Origin of the sequence: Specibacter sp. AOP5-B1-6 (assembly GCF_052376555.1) — a bacterium.
GTDB lineage: Bacteria > Actinomycetota > Actinomycetes > Actinomycetales > Micrococcaceae > Specibacter.
Window position 1 is genome coordinate 1 of sequence record NZ_JBQSVT010000077.1, and the last position, 4,752, is coordinate 4,752.

Here is a 4,752-nt window from a genome sequence, read left to right on the forward strand (position 1 = left end):
ATCTGGTGGACCAGCCCCGGGCTGTCGGGACAGTCCAGGGTCAGCACGTATTGGGCGGTCCCCGCCGGTGCGGAAAGGGTACTCATCTCAGCCCTCGATCACATTCACGGCGAGGCCTCCGCGGGAGGTTTCCTTGTACTTGCTCATCATGTCGGCACCTGTTTCCCTCATGGTCTTGATGGCTTTGTCCAGCGACACCTTCTGGTTGCCGTCCCCGTGCAGGGCCAGCCGTGCGGCGTTGATCGCCTTGACGCTGGCGATCGCGTTGCGTTCGATGCAGGGAATCTGCACCAGTCCGCCCACGGGATCGCAGGTCAGGCCAAGGTTGTGTTCTATGCCAATTTCTGCGGCATTCTCAGCCTGGACGGGCGTGCCGCCCAGCAGCTCGCACAAGGCGCCTGCGGCCATGGAACACGCCGATCCGACCTCGCCCTGGCAGCCAACCTCGGCACCGGAGATGGAGGCGTTGAGCTTGAACAGCATGCCGATCGCCGCCGCCGTCAGCAGGAACCGCACAACACCGTCGTCGTTGGCTCCGGGGACAAACTTCATGTAGTAGTGCAGCACGGCCGGGATGATGCCGGCCGCCCCGTTGGTGGGGGCTGTGACAATGCGCCCGCCCGCGGCGTTCTCCTCGTTCACGGCCAGTGCGAAGAGGTTCACCCATTCCATGGCCCGCAGCGGGTCGGCGGCATCCTCCGGCGCCTGCAGGGTTCGGAACAGCCCCGGCGCCCGGCGCGTGACCTTCAGCCCGCCGGGCAGGATCCCCTCGGCGGCGCAGCCATTGTCCACGCACTCCTGCATGACGGACCAAATGTTCAGCAGCTTGGCCCTCAGATGCTCCTCCGTGTGCCACACCAGTTCGTTGGCGAGCATGACCTCGGAGATGTTCAGGCGCTCCCTTGCACAGATGGCCAGCAGCTCGTCGGCGGTGCTGAACGGGTGGGGCAGGACAGTTTCGTCCATGACCACCCGGTCCGCCCCGACGGCCTGCTCATCCACCACAAAGCCGCCGCCCACGGAGTAGTAGGTGCGCTCGCGCACCACCTCCCCAGCATGGTCCATGGCCCGGAACGTCATGCCGTTGGGGTGGGCCGGCAGCGACTTGCGCCGGTGCAGCACCACGTCCTTGTCATAGTTGAAGTCGACGCGGTGCAGCCCGGCGAGCAGCAGCTCGGCATCCAGGGCGGCCGCGGCCACCTGGTCGTCGGCCGTGGCGGTGTCCACTGTCTCCGGGTCCTGCCCCTGCAGCCCCAGCACCACAGCCTTGTCCGATCCGTGGCCGCGGCCCGTGGCGCCGAGGGAGCCGAACAGCTCGGCCTCAACGCGGACGACGGCGGACAGCTCGCCGTCGCGCTCAAGGCCTTCGGAAAAGCGCTTGGCCGCACGCATCGGGCCCACAGTGTGGGAGGAGGAGGGCCCGATGCCCACGGAAAACAGGTCCAGGACACTTAGTGCCACGGTGCGCTCCCGGACGCGAATTCCCGCACGCCGTCCAGGAACCAGCGGCCCAGGTAGTCGGCAAAGGACGCTCTGGGGAAGATCTGGAATGTCTCGTCCCCGGCCTTCCACAAGATGGTGGGGATCTTGGTGATTTCCGTGGTGATGGCGGTTCCGGTTGCGAAGGATCGTGGGTGCAGGTCCGCCGCGCAGCTCTTTTCCAGCACGGCCCGGGCGCTGGGCCCGGCCAGTTCAAAGCTGGTGCGGTTGCTGGAGAGGTCGATGGCCTGCCCTGCCCCGTCGCCCAGGGCTGCCACCAGGGCGGCGGCCAGGGTCCCCGCGGCGGATTCTTCCGGACCAACCACCAGGAACTCGTCCGGTCCCAGCCAGAGCGTTGTTGTTGTGGCAGCCGCCGTTGCGACCTGCCCGTACGTGACCTGGCCGGCCGTGACGGGCAGCCCGCCGGTGAGGGAACCTATCCGCCGGCCGGCCTCGGAAAGCGGATCCACACGGATTCCGACCATGCTCTGGAACGGGACCTCGCGCAGGGAAACCCCGCGCTCCCCGGCAACGGTCCCCACCTCGAAATCGGTCCAGAGGTGTTCCGCAGGGCTGTGGCGGCGTGCCATTACCTTGGTGTTGTCGATTGTGTTACCCATCTCGGCGCTTCCCTTCTGCATCAAAAAGTACTGTTTCCCCTACGACGACGTCCACCAGTTGGGAGCCGACACTTGCCACAAGCCGTTCACCGATCCGGTTTCGGCCGTTCTTGATCAGGGCCAGGCCGAAGGACCGGCCCAGGGCGGCGCTGTGGTAGCTGGAACTGACGAAGCCCTGCATGGGCACGGGCCCGTATGCGGGGTTGACGGTGATCCCGGCCTCCACCAGCTGGGTGCCTTCCGGCAGCCGGATGGAACCGTCCACGGGCAGCACGGTGACCATGTGCTTGCGGCTTTCACTGTTGGCATCGGGGCGCTGATAGGAGCGTTTGCCGATGAAGTCCTTGGCCTTGGATACCACCCATTCCATGCCGGCGTCGTGCGGTGTAACCGTGCCGTCGGTGTCCTGGCCCACAATCGGGTAGCCCTTTTCGGCACGCAGCACGTGCATGGTTTCGGTGCCGTACGGGGTGATGTTGAATTCCTCCCCGGCAGCGGTCACGTCCTCCCACGTGTCCAGCCCGTACCAGGACGGGACGTTGATCTCGTAGGCGAGCTCGCCGGAGAAGGAGATCCGGCAGATCCGGGCCGGCACGCCCGAGGCGAGCGTTGTTTCGCGGAACGCCATGAACCCGAACGCCTCGGCGGACAGGTCCAGCTCCGGTGCCAGCTTCGCCAGTACAGCCCGTGACTTGGGGCCGACGACGGCAATGGTGCTCCACTGCTCCGTCACCGAGGTGCAGGTGACGTCCAACTCGGGCCACTCGGTCTGCAGCCATTCCTCCAGCCAGTCCAGCACCTTGGCCGCGCCGCCGGTGGTGGTGGTCATGAAGAAGCGGTCCTCATCCAGGCGCAGGGTCACGCCGTCGTCAAAGATCATTCCGTCCTGGGTACACATGACACCGTAGCGGGCCAGCCCGGGGGCAAGCTTCTTGAAAGCGTTGGTGTAGATCCGGTTCAGGAACTCCCCGGCGTCCTTGCCGCGGATTTCAATCTTGCCCAGCGTGCTGGCATCCATGTAGCCGACGGAGTCGCGGGTTGCGGCGCACTCGCGCAGCACGGCAGCATCCATGTCTTCGCCCGGCCGCGGGTAGAACCAGGGGCGCTTCCACTGACCGACGTCCTCAAAAAGTGCTCCGCGGTCTTCGTGCCACGGGTGGATGGAGGTGCGTCGTGCCGCGTCAAAGAGATCCCCGCGCTGCCGTCCGGCCAGGGCAACGAAGGACACGGGGGTGAACGGGGCGCGGTAGGTGGTGGTGCCGATGGCGCCGATGTCCGGGTCCACGACGGTGCCCTGCTGGCGGAACGCGGCCGCAATGACTCCGATCGCATTCACCCCGGAGGTCTTGCCTTGGTCGTTGGCGGTGCTGATGGAGGTATAGCGCTTGATGTGCTCCACGCTGCGCAGCCCTGCCCCGGTGGAGCGCCAAACGTCGGCCACGCTCTGGTCCCGCTGGAAGTCCACAAAGTGGTGATGCCAGTCCGACGCCGTTCCTTCCGTACCGCAGACCAGCCACAAGGCGCGGGTCGGGGCCGTGGGCTGGGCCGGGCGGGCCGGGCGCGCTGCAGCTGCGGTGGCGGCAGCAACGGCGTCGGCCGTGGCAAACCCGGCGCTGACGGCCGCAACCGCACCGGCCGAGGCGCCCTCGGCAACACAGCCTGACAGGGTATAGCTGCCCCGGGCGGCGCCCACCACCTGCTGGTTCTTGACCACGCTGGAGGGGACAAAACCAACCAGATCCGCATCCCAGCGCACCTTGCCCTGGGCCTGGCTGTGCAGGTGCACCACGGGGCTCCAGCCGCCGGAGACGGCGAGCAGGTCCGCGGAAATTTCCTCGACCTCACCGGTGGGGGAGCCGTCGGCGTCGATGCCGGAAACCAGGACCGACTCCAGCGATGAATCACCGGTGGTGTTGACCACGGCGCTGCCGTTGATGACACGCACATCCTCGCTGGTGGCGGCGGCCGCGGCGAGCGGGGACAGCTGCGGGCGGGCGTCAACGACGGCGGCGACCTCGATGCCTGCGGCGAGGAGGTCCGCGGCCAGCTGGTAGGCGCTGTCGTTGGTGGTGGCGATGACCACGCGGGAGCCGGCGGCCACGCCGTAGCGGTTCAGGTAGCTGCGGACCGCCGAGGCGAGCATGATGCCGGGGCGGTCGTTGTTTTCAAACACGAGCGGGCGTTCGTGGGCGCCGGTGGCCAGGACCACCTGGTTGGCACGGATGTGCCAAACCCGCTGGCGGGAGATGCCGGGGGCCGGGGCCTCGGCGAGGTGGTCGGTGCGGTTTTCCACGGCGAGCAGGAAGTTGCTGTCGTAGGAGCCGAATGCGGTGGTGCGGTGCAGAACGGTGCACTCCGGGGCGGCGGCCAGTTCGGCGGCAATGCCGGCGACCCAGTCCAGGGCCGGCATGCCGGCGACCTGCTCGTCGCAGCCCGAGAGCAGGGCCCCGCCGAATTCGGGCTGGTCATCGATGAGGATGGTGCGGGCGCCGGTGCGGGCGGCGTCGCGGGCCGCGGCGAGCCCGGCGGGGCCGCCGCCGACAATCAGGACGTCCGTGTGGACATACTTCTTGTCGTAGATGGCCTCGTCCTCGGTGGGGTCCAGCTTGCCCAGCCCGGAGAGGAGCTCGACGTCGAGTCCGTCCACCAGGGA

General features: G+C 67.6%; 3 protein-coding genes. All 3 read right to left on the reverse strand.

Features of this window, described 5'->3' with window-relative positions; genetic code table 11:
- Window positions 1-87: 87 nt before the first annotated feature.
- Window positions 88-1,461: an L-serine ammonia-lyase gene (locus tag ACT3TS_RS19310; RefSeq protein WP_444533155.1), complete on the reverse strand. Its 1,374-nt coding sequence runs from the start codon at window positions 1,459-1,461 to the stop codon at window positions 88-90.
- Window positions 1,452-2,099 (reverse strand): sarcosine oxidase subunit gamma, encoded by a 648-nt coding sequence (locus ACT3TS_RS19315; RefSeq protein ID WP_444533156.1) that lies wholly within the window; start codon window positions 2,097-2,099, stop codon window positions 1,452-1,454. The genes ACT3TS_RS19310 and ACT3TS_RS19315 overlap by 10 nt, the downstream gene beginning before the upstream one ends.
- Window positions 2,092-4,752 (reverse strand): FAD-dependent oxidoreductase (locus ACT3TS_RS19320; protein ID WP_444533157.1); only part of this gene is annotated, 2,661 nt, incomplete at its 5' end. The genes ACT3TS_RS19320 and ACT3TS_RS19315, both read right to left, overlap by 8 nt.